Origin of the sequence: Curtobacterium sp. PhB130, from assembly GCF_003755165.1 — a bacterium.
Classification (GTDB): domain Bacteria; phylum Actinomycetota; class Actinomycetes; order Actinomycetales; family Microbacteriaceae; genus Curtobacterium.
Window position 1 is genome coordinate 264,371 of record NZ_RKII01000008.1, and the last position, 21,137, is coordinate 285,507.

At 72.1% G+C, this 21,137-nt stretch carries 20 protein-coding genes; 9 read left to right on the top strand and 11 right to left on the bottom strand.

From position 1 onward, the window contains the following. Positions 1 to 110: 110 nt before the first annotated feature. Entirely contained in the window at positions 111 to 1,115 is a 1,005-nt protein-coding gene (locus EDF24_RS11280) for an aldo/keto reductase family protein (RefSeq protein WP_123654027.1), read from the bottom strand. A 323-nt stretch (positions 1,116 to 1,438) separates the two neighbouring features. Here EDF24_RS11280 and EDF24_RS11285 point away from each other — a divergent pair, with 323 nt between their 5' ends. The 4 genes from EDF24_RS11285 to EDF24_RS11300 all read left to right on the top strand — a co-directional run bounded on the left by EDF24_RS11285 (position 1,439) and on the right by EDF24_RS11300 (position 5,330). After that, complete coding sequence (locus tag EDF24_RS11285) at positions 1,439 to 2,371, top strand: hypothetical protein (protein ID WP_123654028.1); 933 nt, start codon at positions 1,439 to 1,441, stop codon at positions 2,369 to 2,371. A 129-nt stretch (positions 2,372 to 2,500) separates the two neighbouring features. After that, a complete protein-coding gene (locus tag EDF24_RS11290) occupies positions 2,501 to 3,061 on the top strand; it encodes a YceI family protein (RefSeq protein ID WP_123654029.1) in 561 nt (186 codons plus the stop codon). A gap of 716 nt (positions 3,062 to 3,777) precedes the next feature. Further along, positions 3,778 to 4,344 carry a TIGR03086 family metal-binding protein gene (locus EDF24_RS11295; protein WP_123702942.1) on the top strand — a complete coding sequence of 189 codons (567 nt, stop codon included), beginning with the start codon at positions 3,778 to 3,780 and terminating at the stop codon, positions 4,342 to 4,344. 2 nt (positions 4,345 to 4,346) lie between these two features. After that, positions 4,347 to 5,330: an aldo/keto reductase gene (locus EDF24_RS11300; protein ID WP_123703477.1), complete on the top strand. Its 984-nt coding sequence runs from the start codon at positions 4,347 to 4,349 to the stop codon at positions 5,328 to 5,330. A 72-nt stretch (positions 5,331 to 5,402) separates the two neighbouring features. On the opposite strand, the gene EDF24_RS11305 is transcribed toward EDF24_RS11300, so the two are convergent. Next, complete coding sequence (locus EDF24_RS11305; RefSeq protein ID WP_123702944.1) at positions 5,403 to 6,338, bottom strand: oxygenase MpaB family protein; 936 nt, start codon at positions 6,336 to 6,338, stop codon at positions 5,403 to 5,405. 59 nt (positions 6,339 to 6,397) lie between these two features. Here EDF24_RS11305 and EDF24_RS11310 point away from each other — a divergent pair, with 59 nt between their 5' ends. After that, entirely contained in the window at positions 6,398 to 8,083 is a 1,686-nt protein-coding gene (locus EDF24_RS11310; RefSeq protein WP_123702947.1) for a long-chain-fatty-acid--CoA ligase, read from the top strand. A gap of 31 nt (positions 8,084 to 8,114) precedes the next feature. On the opposite strand, the gene EDF24_RS11315 is transcribed toward EDF24_RS11310, so the two are convergent. From EDF24_RS11315 to EDF24_RS11330, 4 genes are all read right to left on the bottom strand, one after another. Further along, on the bottom strand, positions 8,115 to 9,089 hold the full coding sequence (locus EDF24_RS11315; RefSeq protein WP_123702949.1) for an EamA family transporter: 975 nt from the start codon (positions 9,087 to 9,089) through the stop codon (positions 8,115 to 8,117). Continuing rightward, positions 9,086 to 10,987 carry an amino acid transporter gene (locus EDF24_RS11320; RefSeq protein ID WP_395868108.1) on the bottom strand — a complete coding sequence of 634 codons (1,902 nt, stop codon included), beginning with the start codon at positions 10,985 to 10,987 and terminating at the stop codon, positions 9,086 to 9,088. The genes EDF24_RS11315 and EDF24_RS11320 overlap by 4 nt, the downstream gene beginning before the upstream one ends. A 165-nt stretch (positions 10,988 to 11,152) precedes the next feature. Beyond that, positions 11,153 to 11,425, bottom strand: a complete 273-nt coding sequence (locus tag EDF24_RS11325; protein ID WP_123702951.1) for a hypothetical protein — start codon at positions 11,423 to 11,425, stop codon at positions 11,153 to 11,155. A gap of 11 nt (positions 11,426 to 11,436) precedes the next feature. Continuing rightward, positions 11,437 to 12,774, bottom strand: coding sequence for a PspC domain-containing protein (locus tag EDF24_RS11330; RefSeq protein ID WP_123702953.1), 1,338 nt, complete (start codon positions 12,772 to 12,774; stop codon positions 11,437 to 11,439). Between the two features lie 114 nt (positions 12,775 to 12,888). Between EDF24_RS11330 and EDF24_RS11335 the strand changes: the two genes are divergently transcribed. Both EDF24_RS11335 and EDF24_RS11340 read left to right on the top strand, forming a co-directional pair. Next, positions 12,889 to 14,130, top strand: a complete 1,242-nt coding sequence (locus EDF24_RS11335; protein WP_123702955.1) for an ATP-binding protein — start codon at positions 12,889 to 12,891, stop codon at positions 14,128 to 14,130. Further along, the gene (locus EDF24_RS11340; protein ID WP_123654038.1) at positions 14,127 to 14,792 is read left to right on the top strand and encodes a response regulator transcription factor; all 666 of its coding nucleotides are present in this window, start codon (positions 14,127 to 14,129) and stop codon (positions 14,790 to 14,792) included. Before EDF24_RS11335 ends, EDF24_RS11340 begins: the two co-directional genes overlap by 4 nt. A gap of 3 nt (positions 14,793 to 14,795) precedes the next feature. Here the strand turns inward: EDF24_RS11340 and EDF24_RS11345 are convergent, their stop codons facing one another. From EDF24_RS11345 to EDF24_RS11355, 3 genes are read right to left on the bottom strand one after another with little or no spacing between them, the layout of a single operon-like run. Then, positions 14,796 to 15,644, bottom strand: coding sequence for an ABC transporter permease (locus EDF24_RS11345; RefSeq protein WP_123654039.1), 849 nt, complete (start codon positions 15,642 to 15,644; stop codon positions 14,796 to 14,798). Next, positions 15,641 to 16,648: an ATP-binding cassette domain-containing protein gene (locus EDF24_RS11350; protein ID WP_123654040.1), complete on the bottom strand. Its 1,008-nt coding sequence runs from the start codon at positions 16,646 to 16,648 to the stop codon at positions 15,641 to 15,643. The genes EDF24_RS11345 and EDF24_RS11350 overlap by 4 nt, the downstream gene beginning before the upstream one ends. Positions 16,649 to 16,707: 59 nt before the next feature. Further along, on the bottom strand, positions 16,708 to 17,439 hold the full coding sequence (locus EDF24_RS11355; protein ID WP_123702957.1) for a hypothetical protein: 732 nt from the start codon (positions 17,437 to 17,439) through the stop codon (positions 16,708 to 16,710). A 134-nt stretch (positions 17,440 to 17,573) separates the two neighbouring features. Between EDF24_RS11355 and EDF24_RS11360 the strand changes: the two genes are divergently transcribed. Together EDF24_RS11360 and EDF24_RS11365 are read left to right on the top strand one after the other, a co-directional pair. Next, positions 17,574 to 18,005, top strand: a complete 432-nt coding sequence (locus EDF24_RS11360; RefSeq protein ID WP_123702959.1) for a helix-turn-helix transcriptional regulator — start codon at positions 17,574 to 17,576, stop codon at positions 18,003 to 18,005. Positions 18,006 to 18,015: 10 nt separating this feature from the next. Further along, on the top strand, positions 18,016 to 18,420 hold the full coding sequence (locus EDF24_RS11365; protein WP_123702961.1) for a VOC family protein: 405 nt from the start codon (positions 18,016 to 18,018) through the stop codon (positions 18,418 to 18,420). A gap of 85 nt (positions 18,421 to 18,505) precedes the next feature. Here EDF24_RS11365 and EDF24_RS11370 read toward each other — a convergent pair whose 3' ends face one another. Continuing rightward, positions 18,506 to 20,077, bottom strand: a complete 1,572-nt coding sequence (locus tag EDF24_RS11370; protein WP_123702963.1) for an inositol monophosphatase family protein — start codon at positions 20,075 to 20,077, stop codon at positions 18,506 to 18,508. Further along, complete coding sequence (locus EDF24_RS11375) at positions 20,074 to 21,135, bottom strand: ABC transporter ATP-binding protein (RefSeq protein ID WP_260233424.1); 1,062 nt, start codon at positions 21,133 to 21,135, stop codon at positions 20,074 to 20,076. Before EDF24_RS11375 ends, EDF24_RS11370 begins: the two co-directional genes overlap by 4 nt. Positions 21,136 to 21,137: the final 2 nt, after the last annotated feature.

The window sequence follows — 21,137 nt, forward strand, 5'->3', positions numbered from 1 at the left end:
GACGCGCGACACGCATTGTTCATCCGGGGTACGCGTGGTGCGGTCCGCAACTGCGGACGGGAGGCACGGTGCCAGCTGGCACCGTGCCTCCCGTCTGCAGTGGGTCGCGTCTACGCGGGGCGCGAGGTCGGGCTCACGCTCTTCGAGGAGTCGCGTTCCGGGATGTCGCCGAGCGCTTCGTCGATGGCACGCAGTGCATCGGCGTCGAGCGTCACGCCCGCGGCCTTGACGTTGTCCGTGACCTGCGACGGACGGGAGGCCCCGACGATCGCGCTGGCCACGTTCTCGTTCTGCAGCGTCCACGCGATCGCGAGCTGGGCGAGGGTCAGGCCGGCCTGGTCGGCGACCGGCTGCAGGCGCTGCACGGCCTCGAGGACCTCGTCGCGCATGAACCGCTTGATCATGTCCGCGCCGCCCTTCTCGTCCGTGGCGCGGGAGCCCTCGGGCAGCGGCTGGCCGGGCTTGTACTTGCCCGTCAGCACACCCTGCGCGATCGGCGACCAGACGATCTGGGACAGGCCGAGCTCCTTCGAGGTGGGGACGACCTCGCCCTCGATGACCCGCCAGAGCATCGAGTACTGCGGCTGGTTCGAGATGAGCTGGAAGCCGAGCTCCTTCGCGAGCGACGCGCCCGCGCGGATCTGCTCCGCGGTCCACTCGGAGACGCCGATGTAGAGCGCCTTGCCCTGTCGCACCACGTCGGCGAAGGCCTGCATGGTCTCTTCGAGCGGGGTCTCGTAGTCGTAGCGGTGCGCCTGGTAGAGGTCGACGTAGTCCGTCTGGAGGCGGGTCAGCGAGCCGTTGATCGACTCCATGATGTGCTTGCGGGAGAGGCCGACGTCGTTGTGCTGCTTCGGGCCGGTGGGCCAGTAGACCTTCGTGAAGACCTCGAGGCCGGCACGACGCTCCCCCTTGAGCGCTTCGCCGAGGACCGTCTCCGCCGCCGTGTTGGCGTATGTGTCCGCGGTGTCGAACGTGGTGATGCCGGCGTCGAGCGCTGCCCGGACACACTGGGTGGCGACGTCGTTCTCGACCTGCGAGCCGTGGGTGAGCCAGTTGCCGTACGTGATCTCGGAGATCTTGAGGCCGGAGTTGCCGAGGTACCTGAATTCCATGCTCCGACGCTACCGCGCGCGCCCGGCGCCGCGGGAGGCCCCCGCGGGGCCTCCCGCGGGGCGCGCCGCGCGGCCGCGCCGCGCGCCGCGGCCGCGCTCCCGCGGGAGGGGGAGGTCGAGCGGGAGGGACGGGGGAGGTCGAGCGGGAGGGACGGGGGGGAGGTCGAGCGGGCGAAATACCCGGGTCCGTCCGCCGTCGGACACTGGCATTCCGCCCGCTCGACTTCCGGGGCGCCTCCTCCACAAGCGAGTGACGGTCTCGACGATCCACCGTGGAGGCTCGACTCACCACCTCGACTGCAGTCCCCCACGAGCATGTGGAGATGACCGCCAGACGTCGACTCCCGTCGGCACTCCGCAATGCCTCGTTCCGCGTACGCAACGCACTCCACCGAGGGGTTCCCCGAGGCCGACTCGACGCGCGAGACCTCGTCCGTCCGTACCACGGGGTGCGCTCCCCGGCGCCGCCAGGAACCACCGAGGAACGTGCTCGAGCGCTCGCCCCGCGGCTGCGAGCAGACCAGGTCTTCAGCCATGTCACCGCTGCGGCGATCATCGGCGTCCCGCTCCCCCGACGGATCGAACGGGATCTCCGGCTGCACGTCACGACGATCGGCGTCGACCAGGCACTCCGCGTCCGTGGTGCCGTCGGACACCGCGCGCGGTACGGCACGGTGCGCTGGTCACACGCGCGCGGGGTGCCGATCAGTCATCCGGCCGACACGTTCGTCGCGCTCGCGACCCTCCTCACCCTCGACGAGCTCATCGTCGCCGGCGATGCACTCGTGGGCTGGCTCGGATGGCTGACCGTCGACGAGTTGACCGCAGCGGTTCGGCGCCGTCGACGGATCAGGGGCATCGTGAAACTGCGCGCGGCGCTCCTCGAGATCCGGGTGGGATCGCGGTCCCCAGGAGAGACCAGAACGCGACTCGCACTCGTTCGCCGTGGACTCCCCGAACCGGCCCTGAACCACGACGTCGTGGTCGACGGAGTCTGGATCGCCTGCGTCGATCTCGCGTACCCGGAAGCCCGAGTGGCGATCGAGTACGAGAGCGACCTCCACCGAACCGATCCAGGCACGTTCAAGAAGGACCTCACCCGTGGTGAACACCTGAAGGACGTCGACTGGTGGCTGGTCCGATCGACCGCGGACGACCTCGGACGGAACGTGGACCGCTTCGTCTGGCGCATCCGTCGGCTGCTCGACGTCGGTACCGCTGGACGCCACGACACGCGGTCGACGGCGCTCCGATGAACATTGGTTGACGCTTCAACCAATTGGGTGCACAATGGCGTAGCATCAACTTCGATGCGGGCGCATGGATCGGGGCTCCGGTTCGCTCGCGTCGCACCACGAACTCCGTCGTCCCGGAAGGACACCACCATGACGCTCACCGCTGACACCGTTCCCGGCTACCAGACCGGCACCTGGAAGATCGACCCGACCCACTCCGAGGTCACCTTCTCCGTCCGCCACCTGGCGATCAGCAAGGTGAAGGGCAAGTTCGAGAACTTCGACGCGACCGTCGTCACCGCTGAGAACCCGCTCGAGTCGACCGTCGAGGCGAACATCGACGTCGCGTCCATCAACACGGGCCAGGAGCAGCGCGACCAGCACCTCAAGACGAGCGACTTCTTCCTCACGGAGGAGCACCCGCAGCTCACCTTCCGTTCCACCGGCATCGAGGCCAAGGGCGACAACCTGCACATCGCCGGTGACCTGACCCTCCGCGGCGTCACCAAGCCGGTCGTCCTCAAGGCCGAGCTCGGCGGCTTCACGACCGACGGCTACGGCCAGGTCAAGTTCGGCGCCGAGGCGACGACCAAGATCGACCGGACCGAGTTCGGCGTGAACTGGAACGCAGCGCTCGAGGCCGGCGGCTTCACCCTCGGCAACGACGTCACCATCAACCTCGACGTCCAGTTCGTCCTCCAGGCGGCCTGACCCTCGAACGACAACCGCTGCCTGACTGCGGCCCCGAGCCGCACGGCAGCCCTCCCCCTAGTCGAAGCCCCGACGCCATCCCGGCGCCGGGGCTTCGTCGTGCCCGGCGTCCGCAACGCACGCCCACTCGAGCGGGCGAAACACCCGGGCCGCCCGCCCCGTGCACCGCGGCATTTCGCCCGCTCGGCACCCCCGGCGCCCCCGGCGCGCGCGGGCGGTCGGACGAGGACGCCGCTCGACTCCGCATCCACTCGAGCGGGCGAAACACCCGGGCCGCCCGCGCGATGCACCGCGGCATTTCGCCCGCTCGGCGCCCCCGGCGCCCCCGGCGCGCGCGCGGGCGGTCGGACGAGGGCGCCGCTCGACTCCGCATCCGCTCGAGCGGGCGAAACACCCGGGCCGCCCGCCCCGTGCACCGCGGCATTTCGCCCGCTCGTGCACGGTGGGGCGGGCCGCGGGGCGGGGCGCGCAGCGCGTACGGTGGGCAGCACGGCGGCACGCCGGGAATCCCGGGCATCGTGCGCCGGTTCACGCACAGCACCAGCACGCACGCAGCGCACAGCACCAGCACGCACGCAGCACACAGCACCAGCACGCACGCACGCACGCAGCACGCACGCACGCCCGCACGCCCGCACGCACGCACGCACGAGCACCCAGCACGCGCAGCACGCACGCAGCACACACGCACGCCCCCTCGAACAAGGAGCACCACCATGGCCACCGACTGGATCGCGTTGCAGGCCCTCGCCGCAGCCGAGTTCGGCCGCCGCGTCGCCGCCGTCACCGAATGGGACGCGCCGACGCCCGACTCCGAGTGGACCACCAGGGACCTCGTCGCCCACGTGGTCGACGAGCAGCGCTGGATCCCGCTCCTCCTCACCGGGTGCGACTACGCCCAGGCCGAGGCCGACCTGGAACCGATCGGCGACGACCTCGTGACGGAGTGGCAGCGCTTCGCCGGCGCCGCCACCGAGGCCTGGCAGCGCGCCCCGAAGGACACCCCGGTGCACCTCGCGACGGACGTCGTGACCGCGGGCGAGTACCTCGCGGAGCAGACGAGCGACATCACGATCCACACGTGGGACCTCGCCCGTGCCACCGGGAGCGACGACGCGCTGCCCGACGAACTCGTCGAAGCCGTCTGGAGGCACTTCGAACCGCAGATCGAGTCCCTCGCGGCCACCGGCCTCTACGCGGCCCCCGTCGAGGTCGGCGAGGACGCACCGCTGCAGGTCCGCCTGCTCGCCGTCACAGGCCGCGATGCCAGAGTGGCTGCATGAGCATCAGCACGACCCGCCTCAGTGGCACCGGCCTCGAGATCAGCAACGTCGTCCTCGGGATGATGTCCTACGGCGACCCGACGAAGGGCTCCCACGAGTGGAGCGTCGGCATCGACGAGGCCCGCCCGTTCGTCCGTCGGGCCTTCGACGCCGGCATCACGACCTTCGACACCGCCAACGTCTACTCCGACGGCTCCAGCGAGGAGATCACCGGCACGCTGCTCCGCGAGCTCGGCCCGCGCGAGGACGTCCAGGTCCTCACGAAGGTCTTCAACCGGATGCGTCCCGGCCGAAACGGTGCCGGGCTCTCCCGCGTCGCGATCATGCACGAGATCGACGCGTCCCTGACCCGCCTCGGCACCGACTACGTCGACGTCTACCAGATCCACCGCTTCGACCCGAACACCCCGGTCGAGGAGACGATGGAAGCGCTCCACGACGTCGTCAAGTCGGGCAAGGCGCGCTACATCGGCGCGAGCAGCATGTGGGCGTGGCAGTTCGCCGAGATGCAGCACACCGCCGAGCTGCACGGGTGGACGAAGTTCGTGTCCATGCAGGACCAGTACAACCTGCTCGAGCGCGAGGAAGAGCGCGAGATGCACCCGTTCTGCGAGCACACCGGTGTCGGGGTGATCCCGTGGAGCCCCCTCGCCCGCGGCAAGGTCACCCGCCCGTGGGACGCGCAGGGCTCGGGTTCCCGTGCCGACACCGACCAGTTCGGCAAGACCCTTTACCGCCAGGACGAGGACGCCAACCGCGCGATCGTCGGCACGGTCGAGCAGATCGCCACGGACCGCGGCGTGAGCATGGCCCAGATCGCCCTCGCGTGGGTGGCCGGCAAGAGCGCCGTGTCCGCGCCGATCGTCGGCGCGACGAAGGAGCACCACATCGACGACGCCGTCGCAGCCGCGTCGATCGACCTCACCGAGGACGAGGTGACGCGGCTCGAGTCCGCGTACACGCCCCGGGTGCCGTCCGGTTTCTGACGTCACCACGTGACGGACGGGAGGCCCGGTGCCAGCTGGCACCGGGCCTCCCGTCCGGTCGTGAGCCGGGTCCTACCCCACCGGGTCCGCTGGTGACGCGGCCGAGCGCTCCAGCCGCGCGATGCGCACGAGCGCTGCGCGCTCGCTGCCGGTCTGGTTGCCGAGCACCGCGCCGATGCCGTCGAGGACGAGGCCCGTCGTCCGCCCGACCGGGAACTCGAGGGGGCCGAGCGAGGGCGCTCGCAGCCCGAGCATCGACCGGTGCCGCGGGTCGAGCGTCGACGCGGCGCCCTGGAACAGCGCCTGGTAGCCCGGCCGGAGCATGCGCGCGAGCGGCGGGTTCCTGATGAAGCGGACGACGTCCCGGGTGCGCGGCGTCACGGCGAGCTCCCCGCGGTCGAGGTACCCGTTCATCTGGCCGCGGAGCTCCGCCTCGGACTCCGGCGGGTCCTCGACACGCATGAGCCGTCCGGCGATGGCCCATTCCCGGACGTAGGCGTCGGCGCCGCCCGGGATGGGGTCGCCCCACTGCTCGGCGGCTCGGAGGAAGGCGTCGGTGAAGGCGAGGTGCACCCAGCGGGCCAGGTCGGGGTCGTTCGCGGTGTAGTCACGCGTGACACCGTGGCCGTCGACGTACTGCCCCCGGACCTTCTCGTGCAGGCGCAGGACCCACTCGCTCGCGCCACGGGCCGTCGCGGTGTCGCCGTGGGAGACGGTGTAGATCCAGCGGATCGTGCCGGCGAGGCGGCCGAAGGGGTCCTCGCGGTAGCGGGAGTGGTCGGCGACGCCGGCGAGCGCACCCGGGTGCAGCGCCTGGACGAGGAGCGCCCGGACGCCCGCGACGATCGTCTGCTTGCCGCCGTGCACCGCCCAGGTCGCGGAGCCGGGGCCGAAGAAGCCCGCGTCGTCGCCCTGTTCGAGTTCGTCCACCCACGCGGGACGCTCGGTCGCGCCGCCGGTGAACGTGGTGTTGAGCCGGGAGCGGAAGGCGTCGGTGACGAAGGACATGCGCCCATCGTCCGTCGTGCTCCTGACATTGCCCCGGGCACGCCAGCTAGGTTGGACGGGTGAGCATCGACACGCCCCGTCCCTGGCTTGCCGCCTACGCCCCCGGCGTCCCCCACGACATCGAGGAGCCGACCGGTTCGCTCGTCGACCTGGTGGAGCAGTCGGCGAAGCGGTTCCCGAAGAAGGTCGCCCTCGAGTTCTTCAAGCGCACGACGACGTACGCCGAACTCGAGGACCAGATCGTCCGCGCGGCGAACGGGCTCCGGAAGCTCGGCGTCACGGCCGGTGACCGCGTGGCCCTGGTGCTGCCGAACTGCCCGCAGCACGTCGTGGCGTTCTACGCGGTCCTGCGGCTCGGCGCGATCGTCGTCGAGCACAACCCGCTGTACACGCCGCGGGAGCTCCGCCACCAGTTCGAGGACCACGGCGCCCGGGTCGTCATCGCGTGGGACAAGTCCGTCGCCACGCTGCAGGAGTTCCCGTCCGACGTCCGGCTCGACGCGATCGTGTCGGTCGACCTGACGAAGGCGATGCCGCGGAGCACCCGGCTCGCGCTGACCCTGCCCGTTGCGAAGGCCCGGGAGTCCCGCGCGAAGCTCACGACGAAGGTCCGTGGCACCACGAAGTGGGACGACCTCGTCGCGTCGCGGCGGCTGCCCCGGAAGCACCCGCGTCCGGCGACGACGGACACCGCGCTCATCCAGTACACCTCCGGCACGATGGGCACCCCGAAGGGCGCCGTGCTCACGCACCGGAACCTCATCGCGAACGCCGCGCAGGCCCGGGCCTGGGTGCCGCAGATCCAGCCCGGCGACGGCAGCGTCGTCTACGCGATCCTGCCGATGTTCCACGCGTACGGGCTGACGCTCTGCCTGACCTTCGCGATGAGCATGGCCTCCCGGCTGGTGCTGTTCCCGGCGTTCGACCCGGACCTCGTGCTCACCGCCATGAAGCAGCACCCGCCGACGTTCCTGCCGGCCGTGCCGCCGATCTACGCCCGGCTCCAGCACGCCGCCGACTCGAAGAAGGTCTCCCTGCAGGGGATCGAGATCGGGATCTCCGGCGCGATGCCGCTGTCGCAGGACATCGTCGAGCCGTGGGAGGCGCGCACCGGCGGGTACCTCGTCGAGGGCTACGGGCTCTCCGAGTGCTCCCCGGTCATCATGGCGAACCCGGTGTCCGACGCCCGGCGGCTCGGGACGATCGGGCTGCCGTTCCCCTCGACCGAGGCCCGCGTCGCCGACCCGGACGACGCCACCCGGGTCCTCGGCGTCGACGAGTCCGGCGAGCTGCAGGTGCGCGGGCCGCAGGTGTTCAGCGGGTACTGGGGCAAGGCCGAGGCCACCGACGAGGTCTTCACCCCGGACGGCTGGTTCCGCACCGGGGACATCGTCGCGATCGACGCGGACGGGTACGTGCGGATCGTGGACCGGCTCAAGGAGCTCATCATCACGGGCGGCTTCAACGTCTCGCCGTCCGAGGTCGAGGACGCCCTGGTCAAGCACCCGAGCGTCCGGGAGGTCGCGGTCGTCGGCATCACCCAGGCGGGCAACGAGCAGGTCGTCGCCGCGGTGGTGCCGCGTGACCCGGCCTCGTTCGACGCCGACGCGCTGCGGGCCTACGCCCGGGAGCACCTGGCGGCGTACAAGGTGCCGCGCCGGGTCGTCGTCGTGGAGGACCTCCCCCGCTCGATGATCGGCAAGGTGCTGCGCCGCAAGGTGCGCGACGCGATCCTCGAGGGGTAGCGCGCGCGGGTCCGTCTGCAGCGTGCGCGCGTCAGCGCCGCGCGCGCCGCGCGGGCAGCGCCAGCAGCGCGAGCCCGAGCACGACGAGCACGATGCCCGCCCAGCCCACGGCACCGAGGTGCTCGCCGACCACGAGCACGGCGAGCACCGCGGCCACGACGGGCTCGAGCAACGACAGCAGCGTCGCGCCCGAAGCGCTGACCGTCCGGAGCCCGAGCGCGTACAGCGAGTGCCCGAGGACCGTCGGCACGAGCGCGAGGTACAGGAACACCGGCCAGTTCCCGGCGACCACGAGCGCGTCGTGCCCGACCACCACCGCGAGCACCACGAGCGGGACCGCGGCGAGCCCGAACACCGCGCCGACGAGGCCCTGCTCGCTCGGCCGCGCCCGCTCCGCGATCTCGACGCCCGGCCCACCGGGAAGCGTCCCGACGGCACCCGACGCCGCGCCCATCCCCCGTGCGATCGCCCACGAGTACAGCGCGTACGTGAGGCCGGCCACGAGCGCGCACGCCAGCCCGACCGGCAGCGCCCCCGAGGCGCCGTTGCCCCCGGGCCGCGCGAGCGTCACGACGACCATCCCGACCACGCTCACGAGCGTCGCCACACCCCAGCGCAGCGTCGGCCGCCGGTGCTCCGCCGCCCACTCGACGAGTCCCGCGAACACCGGCGACGACCCGATCGCGACCGTCGTGCCGAGCGCCACCCCCGCGTCGGCCAGCGCCGCGTAGAACGTCACCGCGTACACGGCGAGTGAGGCCGCCCCGAGCCATGCCCAGCCCCTGGTGCCGCTCGCGGTGAGGGCGCGGATCGTGCCACGCCCGGCCGCGGCGGCGAGCACGAGGCCGCCGAGCCCGAACGTCACGGCGCCGAACACGGACGCCGGCACGCCCGGCGCGAAGTGGGTCGCGGTCCCGGTGGTCCCCCAGACGACGGCGGCGACCGCGATCGCGGTCACGCCGGCGAGCGGACGGGAGGCTCGGCTCGCCTCGACCGCGCCGGTCACGACACGTGGACGCTCGGTCGCCGCGTCACCTCGGGTTCCGCTTCGCGCAGGACCTCGCGGGTCACCGGTGCGACGTCCCCGACGCCCGTGAACACGAAGCGGATCGCGTTCCGGATCGGGGAGCCCTCGTTCCACTCGAAGTAGATGCTCGGGACGACCCCGGCGATGTCCCGGATCGCGAGGAGGGTCGAGGCGATCGTGTTCGGGACGTTCCCGGAGCGCACCTTGAGCACGCGGAACCCGTGGATGACGTGCCCCTCGACGACGAGGTCCTCCTCGAAGTCCGACGAGTCGGCGGGCAGCACCTCGAGGAACATCGTCGGGACCCGGGCGGGGATGCCGGAGTCGCGACGTTCCTCGCGCCCCTTCGACCGGTACGCCTCGGCGGTCCCGGCGCCCGGCTCGTTCGCGATGATGCACACGGCGCTGAACTGGTCGGCGTCGGCCTCGACGAACTGCCGGGCGGTGGCGTCCAGCTCGATGGAGGACGCGCGGAGTTCGAACGACCGCCGGACCCGGGACACCAGGGACACGACGACGATCGCGACGATGAACACCGTGGCGATCCGCACGCCGTCGGGCCGCTCGAAGACGTTCGCGATGGTCGTGTAGATGAACACCAGCGCGATCACGGCGTACGCGACCATCCGCTTCCGCTGCTGCCGGCGTCGGGCGGAGAGGGTCACCGCGACCGCGGCGCTCGTGATGAGGACGAGCACCCCCGTGGCGTACGCGCCGCCCTGCGCGTCGACGTTCGCCTGGAAGATGATCGTGATGAGGAAGGCGATGAGCGTGAAGATGATGACGAGGGGCCGGGTCGCCCTGGCCCACTGCGGCGCCATGCCGTAGCGCGGCAGGAACCGGGGCACCAGGTTCAGCAGCCCGGCCATCGCACTCGCGCCCGCGAACCACAGGATCGCGACCGTCGAGAAGTCGTACACCGACCCGAACACGCCCCCGAGGTACTCGTGCGCCAGGTACGCCAGCGCACGACCGTTCGCACCGCCGCCCGGCTGGAACTCGTGCTGGGGGATGAGGAAGGTCGTGACGATCGAGGAGGTGATGAGGAACGTGCTCATGATCACCGCCGCGACGGTGAGCAGCCGTTTGGTCCCGCGGATGCGGCCCTCCGGTCGGGGGCCGGTGGCGTCGTCGGCGTCGCCCCGCACCTGCGGCATCACCGCGACACCGGTCTCGAACCCGGACAGGCCGAGCGCGAGCTTCGGGAACACGACGAGCGCGATCCCGATCATCACGAGGGGGTTGCTGTGCTCGGCCGTCAGGCCGCTCCACCAGTCGCTCGCCACGGTCGGTCGCTCGAACACGTGCCAGAGCGCGACGACCACGACGACCGCGTTGAGCACCAGGTAGACGGCGACCAGTCCGACGGCGATGCCGATCGCCTCCTTGAAACCGCGGAGGAACACGACGCCGAGCAGGAGCAGCAGCGCCAGGGTCAGCGGCACCGGGATCTCGGTGAACCAGTGCGGCGTGAACGGGTTCTCGGCGATGTGCGCCGTGGCGTCCGCGGCGGAGAGGGTCATCGTGATCATGAAGTCCGTCACGGCGAACCCGAGCAGCACCAGCACGAACAGCTTGCCCGCCCACCACGGCAGCAGCTTCTCGAGCATCATGATCGATCCGGCACCGCGGAAGCTGTCCTGGGCGACGCGGCGGTAGACCGGCAGCGCACCGAACAGCGTGACGAGCACGAGCACGATGGTCGCGATCGGTGACAGGAGTCCCGCGGCGAGCGCCGCGATGGCGGGCTGGTACCCGAGCGTGGAGAAGTAGTCGACGCCGGTGAGGCACATGACCCGCCACCACGAGTGGGTCTTCTCCACCTCGACCTGGTGCGGCCCCTGGTGGGACGCACCCTGTTCGGAGCCGTGGAGCATCCAGCGGCGCATGCGAGTGCCGCGGTCCGGGGCGGGGCCAGTCGCGTCGCGTTCCGCGGCTCGCTCGGCGTCTGTCGCGGTCACGGTCACGATGGTAGGCCGTGGCGCATCGATCCGCGTGCCGGCTGGACGATCAGCGCTCGGTCGACCGGCGCGGCCGGTCGATCAGCGCTTCGGCCTGGCGATCACCGATGCGATGCCGGCGACCACGAGCAGCACCCCCGCGGCGATGCAGGCGCCCAGCGCGAGCGTCGTCGGGTCCACCGAGAACCACGGGAGCGCCGTGACCGCCATCGCCGCGGCGAAGACGAGGAGCAGGACGCCCCAGAAGATCGTCCCGAAGCGTGCCGAGGGTCGGGGTCGCGGTGCCGGGACCGGGGTGGACGTGGTCGGGTCGTCGTTCGTCAAGTGCTCGTTCGTCATGTGCTCGTTCGTCATGTGCTCGTTCCTCACTGGTCCACTCGGACGGCGCGGGGCACGTCGACGCCCCCGCCGACGATCCACACCTGCACGGTCGTGACGTCGGCGGCCGCCGCCGTCCGCGCCGCCCGGTTCTCGACGGTCGTGGTCCCGAGGACGCCGCCCAGGTCGTCGTCCCCGTCCCCGTCCGTGTCGGTGTCGGTGTCGGTGTCGACGCCGTAGCCGACGCCGCTCACGTGCACCCGCACCGGGGCGTCGGCCGGCAGCAGGACCTCGGCTCCCCCGGCTCCGAGCCACAGGGTGACCCGCCCGCCCCCGTCGGCCTCGTCCAGCCCGCGCAGGTCGAGCGTCGGACCACCGACGAGCATCGCGTAGTTCCGCTCGACGCCCTGCCCGACGTCGTCGACCCGCCAGGTCGTCCCACCGATCACCGTGACCTGCGTGCCTCCGGGCAGGATCCCGGTGACGACCAGCGCCACGACGCCGACGGTGGAGAAGAACCCGAGCCCGCCGCTCTCCCGTCCGCGGACGCCGGCGACGATCGTCGCGACGGCGAGCACGGCGACCGCGGCGGCGATGCCGAGCACGGCGATCGGCAGGTCCGTCTGCTGGGCCCAGACCGCGACCCCGGCACCGGCCACCAGGGCGATGCCGATGCTCACGGCGACGAACGGTGCGCCCGGCTGGCGCTCCGCACGCTCCGTGCGCCGCTCCGCCGCTCGCGCCCGCTCGGCCCGCACCCGTTCCTGGTGCTGACGGCTCCGGTCCGCCTCGGTGGCGGGCGCGGTCCACCGCCAGGAGGCATCGCTCGCGTCCGCCGTGGACGGCTCGTCGGCGCTGGTCCAGATGTCGCGTCGCGTGGCGGCTCCGGCGGTGTCCTGTCCGTCCGGTGGCCGTGGGCCACGACGGGCGAGCACCACGACGAGCCACACCGCGCCACCGACCAGGACGATCGTCCACGCGGTGCCGAGGGTCGCCGAGAGCCAGTCGGGCATGCCCCACGCCACCGGGACGCCCTGCCACCAGATGCCCTGCACGGCCGGCACGAAGGTCAGCACCACGAGGACGCCGATCGCGACGACGGCGGGGTCGAACACCCCGCGGACCAGTCGCTCGGCGTGGATCCGTCCCTCGGTGTCGGGCAGGAGCGCCCAGCCCGCGGCGTAGGCGAGGAACACCGGTCCGCCGAGCAGCGCGACGACGATCGCGACGCCACGCACGACGAGCGGGTCGAGCCCGGTGCGCTGGGCGACGGCGCCGCAGACGCCGGCGAGCCAGCGGTCGTCCGAGCGGACGACGTGGACGCCCCGGATCCAGTCGAAGAAACGTGTCGCCGACGCGGGGCCGCCGGTCTCCTGCTGTGTCATGGGCACCAGCCTCGTGCCACCGGGACGTCGACGCCATCGGGGTTCGCCCTGATCGTCCCCTGATCCCTGCCCCGAGGACGACGGTCCCGGTGCCCGTGGTGCCAGGATTGCCCCATGCCGACCGCCAGCATGTCCCGACCGGCCCTCCGGGTCGTCGGTGGCGTCTGCGCCGGGTTCGCCGCGCACACCGGGATCCCGGTCGGCACGGTGCGCCTGGCCACGGCCGTGCTCGCGGTGTGCGGCGGCGCGGGGGTCCTGCTCTACGCGTGGCTCTGGGCGACGACCCCGACGCAGGGACCGGCGACACCGACGGCCCGCACGGCGATGCTGACCGAGCCGGCGACGGCCGCTGATGCGCACCGACGACGGGCACCGGTGGTGGAGATCCTGCTCGGCGCCGCCCTCCTCGCCGCCGGCGGGGCGATGGTCGCTGCCCGGCTCGGTGTGGACGTGCCGCTGGAGTTCGTCGTGCCCGGGATCGTCGTCGCGACCGGTGCCGCGCTCGCCTGGCGGCAGCTCGACGCCCTCCGGGACGTCCGCTCGGCGGGGTCCTCCGCGGTCGTCGTCCGGGCCCTCGGCGCGCTCGTGCTCGTCGTGCTCGGCATCCTGCTCTTCTTCACCTCGAGCACGCACCCGAACGTGTGGACGGTGCTGACCGCCGCCACCGCCGTCCTGCTCGGTGTCGCCGTGGTGGTCGCACCGTGGGTGGTCCGACTGGTCAGGGACCTCGCGGAGGAACGCGCGGGCCGCGTTCGCGAGGTCGAACGCGCCGAGATGGCCGCGCACCTGCACGACTCGGTGCTCCAGACGCTGGCGCTCATCCAGCAGCGGGCCGAGCCGGGCTCCGACGCCGCTCGACTCGCCAGGGCCCAGGAACGCGAGCTGCGCTCCTGGCTGTTCACGGACCAGGAAGAGCCGACGAGCGACCTCGGCGCGCAGCTCCGCGCGGTCGGCGCCGAGATCGAGACCGAGTACCCGGTGCGCGTCGAGGTGATCGCGATCGGGCCCGCCCGCTCCGACCTGCCGGACGGGCTCGTCGCCGCCGCGCGCGAAGCCGTGCTGAACGCCGCTCGGCACGCGGGCGGCACCGTGAGCGTGTACGCCGAGACCGCGGCCGACCGCGTCGAGGTCAGTGTCGGCGACCGCGGACCGGGGTTCGACGCGACGGCGATCCCGGAGGGCCGGTACGGCGTCCGTGAGTCGATCATCGGTCGGATGCGCCGGCTGGGCGGGACGGCGACCATCGGGCCGGGTCCTGGACGCACCGGGGCCGAGGTCCGGCTCACGCTGCCACTCCCCCACGGCGATGTGCGCGCCCACCCCGCCGAGGACCGTGCGACGAAGGAGACCCCGTGACCGAGCACGCCAGCCCGCTGACCGTCGCGATCGTCGACGACCACTCCATCTTCCGAGCCGGCGTGCGCGCCGGACTGCCACCGAGCCTCCAGGTCGTCGGTGAGGCCGCGACGGTCGACGAGGCGGTCGACCTCGTCGCCACGACCGCGCCGCGCGTCGTCCTCCTCGACGTCCACCTGCCCGGCGGAGCGGGCGGTGGCGGCGCCGAGGTGATCACGCGGTCCGCGCCGGGGCACCCGGACACCCGGTTCCTCGCCCTGAGCGTCTCCGACGCGGCCGAGGACGTCGTGCGGGTGATCCGAGCCGGAGCCCGCGGCTACATCACGAAGAGCTCCTCGAGCACCGACGTCGCCGAGGCGGTCCGCCGGATCGCCGAGGGGGACGCCGTGTTCTCGCCGCGGCTCGCCGGGTTCGTCCTCGACGCGTTCGGCGCGGTGAGCGGGGAGACCGCGCAGGTCGACTCCGAGCTCGACCGGTTGTCGGCGCGGGAACAGGAGGTGATGCGGCTGATCGCCCGCGGCTACGCGTACAAGGAGGTCGCCGGAGACCTGTTCATCTCCGTGAAGACCGTCGAGACGCACGTCTCGAAGGTCCTGCGGAAGCTCCAGCTGTCCAACCGCCACGAGCTGACGGCGTGGGCACTCCAGCGGAAGCTGCTCTGAGCACTACTTCGAGCTGATCCGCGTGTACTTGTTCACCGACCACGGCACGAAGACGACGAGCATCACCGCGATGCCGATGAGCACCGTCGTGATCGGGTGCTGCATCGTCCAGATGTCCGGCACGGGGGCCGATCCGACGTTGCCGAACAGCTGTCGAGCCGCCTGCACCAGGGAGGACACCGGGTTCCACTCGGCGAACACGCGGAGCACCAGCGGCAGCGTGTCGCTCGGCACGAACGCGTTCGAGATGAACGTCAGCGGGAACAGGATCATGAACGACGCGTTGTTGATCACCTCCGGTGTCTTCACGCTCATGCCGAGCAGCGCCATCACCCAGCTGAAGGCGTAGCTGAAGAGCAGCAGCAGTGCGACGCCGGCGAGGAACTCCAGCGGCGACGAGTTCACGCGCCACCCGACCGCCACGCCGGTGAGCATCATGATGACCATCGAGATCGTGTTGAGCACGAGGTCGCTGTTGGTCCGGCCGACGAGCACCGCGGACGAGGACATCGGCAGGGTGCGGAACCGGTCGATGAGCCCTTCCTTGAGGTCCTGCGCCATCGCGGAGCCGGAGAACGTGGCGCCGAAGACGACCGTCTGGGCGAAGATCCCCGCCATCAGGAACTGCGTGTAGTCGGTGCCCTCGACCGAGATCGCGCCGCCGTACACCTGGCTGAAGAGCAGGACGAACATGATCGGCTGCAGGACCGCGAACACGAGCATGTCCGGCGACCGCTTGAGCTTGATCAGGTTCCGCTTCGTGACGGTCCAGCCGTCCTCGAACCAGACGGCGACCGGTGAGGTGACGACGACGGGCAGCTGTCGGCCCGGCGCGGTGATCGTGGCGGTCATCGTGCCGCCTCCTTCTGCTTCGACTGCTTCGCGGGGGCGGCGTCGCCGTCGTCTTCCGTCGCGGCGTGCCCGGTGAGCCGGAGGAACACGTCGTCGAGGGTCGGCCGGCGCATCCCGGCGTCGTGGAGGTCGATGCCCGCGTCGCCGAGGTCGGCGAGCACGCGCTGCAGCGCCGACGGACCGGCGTCGACCGCGATGGCACGGGTGCGGCCGTCGCCGGAGATCTCCACCTCGCCGACGCCGTAGCGGCGGAGGACCGTCGTGGTGGCGTCGCCGTCGCTGTCGTCGACGAGCGTGACCACGACCCGGTGCCCGCCGACCTGGGCCTTGAGGTGGTCGGAGGTGCCCTCGGCGATCACCGTCCCGTCGTCGATCACCGCGATGTCGTCGGCCAGCCGGTCGGCTTCCTCGAGGTACTGCGTGGTCAGCAGCACGGTTGCTCCCTCGGCGACGAGGTCCTCGATGATGCCCCACAGCGCCAAGCGGCTCCGCGGGTCGAGTCCGGTCGTCGGTTCGTCGAGGAAGAGCACGCTCGGGTTCATCACGAGCGCGCCCGCGAGGTCGATCCGTCGCCGCATGCCGCCGGAGAAGCCCTTCACGGGACGGTCGCCGGCCTCGGACAGGTCGAACACGTCGATGAGTTCGCGGGCCCGCTGCCGGGAGGCCTTGCCACCGAGGTGGTAGAGCCGGCCGATCATCTCGAGGTTCTCGAACCCGGTGAGGTTCTCGTCGACCGCGGCGTACTGCCCCGAGACACCGATCGAGCGCCGGGTGGCCTGCGGGTCCGCGACGACGTCGATCCCCGCGATGGACGCCGAACCGCTGTCCGGCTTGATGAGCGTCGTGAGCACCTTGACCGTCGTGGTCTTGCCGGCCCCGTTCGGTCCGAGCAGCGCCTTCACGGTGCCCTGCGGCACCGAGAGGTCGAGTCCGGCGAGCGCGTGGACGGGTCCCGACTTCGATCGGTAGGTCTTGGTCAGCCCTGAGGCTTCGATGATGGCCATGCCGCTCCCTTGTCGAACATGGAATGTATCAGTATTCCGGTTCGGAGCAGACCGCGGGATCAGACGTCGAAGCCGCCGCCGAAGTCACCACCGAAGTCGTCGAAACCACCACCGCCACCGCCACCGAAGTCAGAGCCGGAGCCGCTGTCGTCCCACGACGCGTTCTCGGCCCCAGTGTCCCCCGAACCACCGTCACTCGCATCCCCCGATGCGTCCGTACCACCGTCGAAGGAGGACGGATCGGGCAGGAAGGCGCTCATCAGGGTCGACCCGATGACGTAGCCGGCCACGGTGCCGAGGATCGAGGCGCCGATCATGCTGCCGAACGACGGCCCCTGACGCTGCCCGAAGCCGCCGCCCATGCCACCGTTCGTCCCGCCGTTCATCCCGCCGAGCGACCGTTCCATGAACCCGGGCTGGCGGATCTCCGAACGGGTCGCCGACTGCGCGAGCGAGCGGGCGTCGTCACCACGGGGCGCGTCACCGGGCGGCGCGGTGCGGGTGAACTCGTCGTAGACCATCCGGCGCTGCTCGGGGGTGAGTCGCTCGAAGGCCTCGGCGTGCACTTCCTCGATGCGCTCGGGCGGGGCCGTCCGGAGCAGGTAGCGGTACCGGTCCACGGCCTGCTGGTCCTCGGGGCGAGCCCCGGCACCACCCCCGGCCGGCGCGGCGTCGTACGACTGCTGCCCGTACCGGTAGCCCTGCGGCTGCTGCGCGTTCCAGCCCTGCTGCTGCTGCTGCTGCTGCTGCGATCGGTCTTCACGGCCGAGCAGACGGTCGAGGAATCCCATGGTGATGCTCCTTCGGGTGCGGGCACGATGTCCGTGGCTGCCACAGTAGGGTCGCCGATCGACGGGTGACTGAGTGCCCGCACAGAGTTCGCCCCAGAACACGAGGGCCACGCCACGAGGAGGAGGATGCCACCATGACCGCCGACGTCGAGGAGCTCCGTCGCCTGCGCCGTGCCCGCAGCCGGATGGACCGCGAGTACGCCGAACCGCTCGACGTCCCCGCGCTCGCCGCCGGGGCGTTCATGTCGACCGCGCACTTCAGCCGCCGCTTCCGCGACGCGTACGGCGAGACCCCCTACGCGTACCTGATGACCCGACGGATCGAACGCGCCCAGGCACTCCTCCGCGCCGGGGACATGAGCGTCACCGACGTCTGCGTGGCCGTGGGCTGTACGAGTCTCGGGTCGTTCTCGTCCCGGTTCGCGGAGCTCGTCGGCATGACGCCGACCGAGTACCGCGCCGCCGACCACTCCGACCTCGCCGGGGTGTGGAGCTGCCACGCGATGGTCGTCACCCGGCCGGTCCGAGCAGTTCTGGAGAAGCGCGCCGCCCCCGCCGGGACCTAGTGTCGCTCGCATGACGATCCAGATCAGCGGCGTGCACGTGCTCGCCGACGACATCGACGCCGCCGTCGCCTTCTACCGCGACGCGATCGGCTTCTCCGTCCGCAACGAGGTCGAGAACGGCGGGTTCCGCTGGGTGACCCTCGTGAGCGACACGCACCCGGACCTCGAGCTGGTGCTCTCCGAACCGCACGCCGGCCGGTCCCAGGCGGACGGCGACGCGATCGCCGCGCTCCTGGCGAAGGGGGCGCTGTCGATGCTGCAGCTCCGCGTCACGGACCTCGACGCGGTCTTCGACCGGATCACGGCGAGCGCCGACGCCGAGGTGCTGCAGGAACCCACCGAGCAGTTCTGGGGTGTCCGCGACGCCGCGGTCCGCGACCCCGCCGGCAACATGGTGCGGATCGCCCAGGCCTGACCGCCCCGCCGCCGCAGCGGCCGGTCACCCGCCGCCGCAGCGCCCGGTCACCCGCGGCCGGTCACCCGCCGCCGCGGCGCCCGGGTCACCCGCGCAGCGCGTCCACCCACACGGCGTGCAGCTCGTCGGCCGCCCCGGGGTGCGCCACCAGGAACGGCACCCCGACCGGCGGGAACCCGTCGACCGGGCCGTCCGCCGTCATCACGACGCCGCCGGCCTCGTGCACGAGGAGCACCGCGGCCCCGTGGTCGACCGGGTCGAACGCCGACACGCACCCGCCGATCCCCCGGCCCGCCGCGACCTGCGCGATCGTGAGCGTCCCGGAGCCGAGCACCCGGAGCGTGCAGGAGCGGGCGGCGAGCGCATCGAGGAACGTCCCGAAGCCCGGCCACGGCAGGTGCCCGTCGAGTTCGGTCCCGACGACGGCGCCGGCGAGCGGCCGCGGGGTGTCGTCGAGCCGGAGCTGCCGGTCCCGGATCGTGGCACCGCGTCCACGCCGTGCTTCGAGCACCTCGCCGCGCCACGGGTCCGCGACGACGCCGACGACCGGGTGCCCGCTCCGCGTGAGGCAGAGCGACATGCTGGTCCACGGGATGCCGTTCGCCAGGTTCGTCGTGCCGTCGACGGGGTCGAGGTACCACCGGTGCTTGTCCCCGGGCGCCGCGCCGTACTCCTCCCCGGTGAAGCCGTGCGTCGGGAACACCGCGCGGACCCGGCCGCGGACGTGCTGTTCGACGAGCCGGTCGACGTCGGTGACCAGGTCCGCGACGTGCGCCTTCGTGGTCACGGAGCCGACGGGGTGCTCCCGTGTGAACGCGATCACCTCGTGCGCGATCCGGTGGGCGAGCGCCTGCGCGCGCGACGCCACCTCGGCCTCGGTCGGCTCGCGGACGGCGTCCGGCCACCCGTCTCGCTCGGCCGCCTCGAGCGCGGCCCGCACCGGGCCGACGTCGTTCGTCGTGATCGAGTCGACACCGAGCCGCGCCGCCCAGATCGCCGGCTCGACGTCGTCGACGGTCCACACGGACACCTGCAGACCGAGCTCGTGCGCCGCCCGCACGGTGGCCGGGGTGAGGAACGCCACGTCGAGGTTCAGCGTCGCCGGCGCGAGCCCGACCATGTCCGCCGGCGTCGGCGGGTCGAGCGACTCCCACGCCAGCCACACGTCGGCGTCCGGCAGCACCGACCGGACCGCGATCATCGCCTCGGGCGCACCGCACCACGCCACCGACACGGCGCCGGCGAACGCAGCGACGGTGTTCGCCGCCACCAGCGCGTCCGCCGCCGAGGTCAGGTCGACGAGGAGCGTCGACCGGCATCCGTCGAGGCGCTCCAGCACGGCGTCGAGCCGCGGGATCCGGTCGAGGCCGTTCCCGAGCCGCGCCACGTCGCACCAGGACACGTCCGCGATGCGCCGCGCGTCGCCCCACATCCGGCCGAGGGTCTCGTCGTGCAGGAGCACCGCGACCCCGTCGGCGGTGCGCCGGACGTCGACCTCGATCGCGTCGGCGCCGAGCGCCTCGGCGACCGCGACGGCGGGCAGCGTGTTCTCCCGGCGGACCCGCGGCGCACCGCGGTGCGCGACGAGCCGTGGCGGACGCACACCGGGCCTCCCGTCCGGGGTGACGGCGACCGCCTGCACGACCTCCGCGCTCATCGCGTGCCCCCGACCAGGACGCCGGAGCGGTAGACGAGGACGGCACCGATCCGGACACCGGTGGTGCTGCCGACCACCGGTGGCGGGCCGGTGACGAAGGAGCGGAGCTCCGCCTCGCCGGCCGTGAGGACGACCTCGGCGAAGTGGCCGCGCATGAGCACCCGGGACACCGTCGCGGTGACGGGGCCGTCCGCGACCAACGTCACTGCTTCCGGGCGGACCAGGACCTCGTCGCCCGCGGCGGACGGCGTCGTGACCGCGGCGAGGAACGCGCCGGAGACCGTGCTGGTCGAGCCGATGAACGACGCGACGAAGCGCGTCGCCGGAGCCGCGTAGAGGTCCGCCGGCGCCGCGACCTGCTCGATCCGTCCGTCGTGCATCACCGCGATCCGGTCCGAGACACTGAGCGCCTCGTCCTGGTCGTGGGTGACGATCACGGTCGTGATGCCGAGGCGCTGCTGGATGCGCCGGATCTCGTCGCGCACGCTCACCCGGAGCTTCGCGTCGAGGTTCGACAGCGGCTCGTCGAGGAGCAGCACGTCCGGCTCCTGGACGATCGCACGAGCGAGCGCGACGCGCTGCTGCTCGCCGCCGGAGATCGCCGTCGGCTTCGAGGTCGCGTGGTGCGTCAGCCCGACGAGGTCGAGCGCCGCTCGCACCCGGTCCGCGATCTGCGCCTTCGGCACACGACGGGTCCGGAGCGGGAAGGCCACGTTCTGGGTCACCGTCATGTGCGGCCACAGCGCGTAGTTCTGGAACACCATCGCGCTCGGACGGCGTTCCGGCCCGAGCGGGGTGACGTCGCGGCCGCCCATGGCGACCGTGCCGCCGTCCACGGCGAGGAAGCCGGCCACCATGCGGAGCGTGGTCGTCTTGCCGCAGCCGGACGGCCCGAGGAGCGAGACCAGCTCGCCCTTCGCGACGTCGAGGTCGATCCCGGCGACCACGTCGCGGCCGCCGAGTGTCTTCCGCAGACCGCGCAGCGCCAGTCCGTCGGTGGTCGGGATGTCGGTCTGGAGGCTCGGTGCGGGTTCCGCGACGAGCGTCGTGTCCGTCATGG